This is a genomic window from Cedecea colo (assembly GCF_011808225.1).
In the GTDB taxonomy this organism is placed as follows: Bacteria; Pseudomonadota; Gammaproteobacteria; order Enterobacterales; family Enterobacteriaceae; genus Dryocola; species Dryocola colo.
This window is the reverse complement of record NZ_SOYS01000024.1, coordinates 1-1,246: the sequence shown is the minus strand read 5'-3', so window position 1 is coordinate 1,246 and position 1,246 is coordinate 1. Positions and strand designations below refer to the sequence as shown.

Sequence of the window (1,246 nt, the reverse complement as noted above, 5' to 3'; positions counted from 1 at the left end):
TGGTCCCCCCATATTCAGACAGGATACCACGTGTCCCGCCCTACTCGTCGAACTCACAGAAGGTGTGCCTTTGTGTACGGGAGTATCACCCTGTACCCTGCGCCTTTCCAGACGCTTCCACTGACACACAAACTGATGCTGGTTCTGGGCTGTTCCCCGTTCGCTCGCCGCTACTGGGGGAATCTCGGTTGATTTCTTTTCCTCGGGGTACTTAGATGTTTCAGTTCCCCCGGTTCGCTTCGTTAAGTTATGTATTGGCTTAACGATAGTGCAACGRATTGCACTGGGTTTCCCCATTCGGAAATCGCCGGTTATAACGGTTCATATCACCTTACCGGCGCTTATCGCAGATTAGCACGTCCTTCATCGCCTCTGACTGCCAGGGCATCCACCGTGTACGCTTGGTCGCTTAACCTCACAACCCGAAGATGTCTCGTAAGACAGTTCGCGTTGCGAAAATTTGAGAGACTCTGACACACCGYMTYTTCCTTTCTTAATTACGGAGAAAGGAAACGGCGTGTCGTTTCAATTTTCAGCTTGTTCCGGATTTTTAAAGAGCAAATACGTCGCAGTACACTGTCAGCCAGTACACTCGGACGTATCATATGAGCATGAAATGATGGTGGAGCTAAGCGGGATCGAACCGCTGACCTCCTGCGTGCAAGGCAGGCGCTCTCCCAGCTGAGCTATAGCCCCATCGATTTCGTAAAACCCTTGATTACCACTCACGCTGAGGCCTTTCCTTTTTCCTGCGAAAAAGAAAATGCAATTCGTGCTGAGACAAGGCATGGAATGACGAAGCATACTAAAGTATGTGAGTTATTTCATAACGCAGTATCAGGGAGAATTTGGTAGGCCTGAGTGGACTTGAACCACCGACCTCACCCTTATCAGGGGTGCGCTCTAACCACCTGAGCTACAAGCCTATAAGGTTTTACTGCTCGTTTTCTATCAGACAATCTGTGTGGACACTGCGCAGGYTCGTATCTTTAAGGTAAGGAGGTGATCCAACCGCAGGTTCCCCTACGGTTACCTTGTTACGACTTCACCCCAGTCATGAATCACAAAGTGGTAAGCGCCCTCCCGAAGGTTAAGCTACCTACTTCTTTTGCAACCCACTCCCATGGTGTGACGGGCGGTGTGTACAAGGCCCGGGAACGTATTCACCGTGGCATTCTGATCCACGATTACTAGCGATTCCGACTTCACGGAGTCGAGTTGCAGACTCCGATCCGGACTACGACGC

General features: G+C 50.7%; 2 tRNA genes and 2 rRNA genes. All 4 read right to left on the bottom strand.

Features of this window, described 5'->3' with window-relative positions:
* A 23S ribosomal RNA gene (locus E2L00_RS21290) occupies positions 1 to 415 on the bottom strand; the annotation flags it as partial.
* A 205-nt stretch (positions 416 to 620) separates the two neighbouring features.
* A tRNA-Ala gene (locus E2L00_RS21285) sits at positions 621 to 696 on the bottom strand.
* A gap of 153 nt (positions 697 to 849) precedes the next feature.
* Positions 850 to 926 (bottom strand) — tRNA-Ile (locus E2L00_RS21280).
* A gap of 69 nt (positions 927 to 995) precedes the next feature.
* Positions 996 to 1,246, bottom strand: a 16S ribosomal RNA gene (locus E2L00_RS21275); the annotation flags it as partial.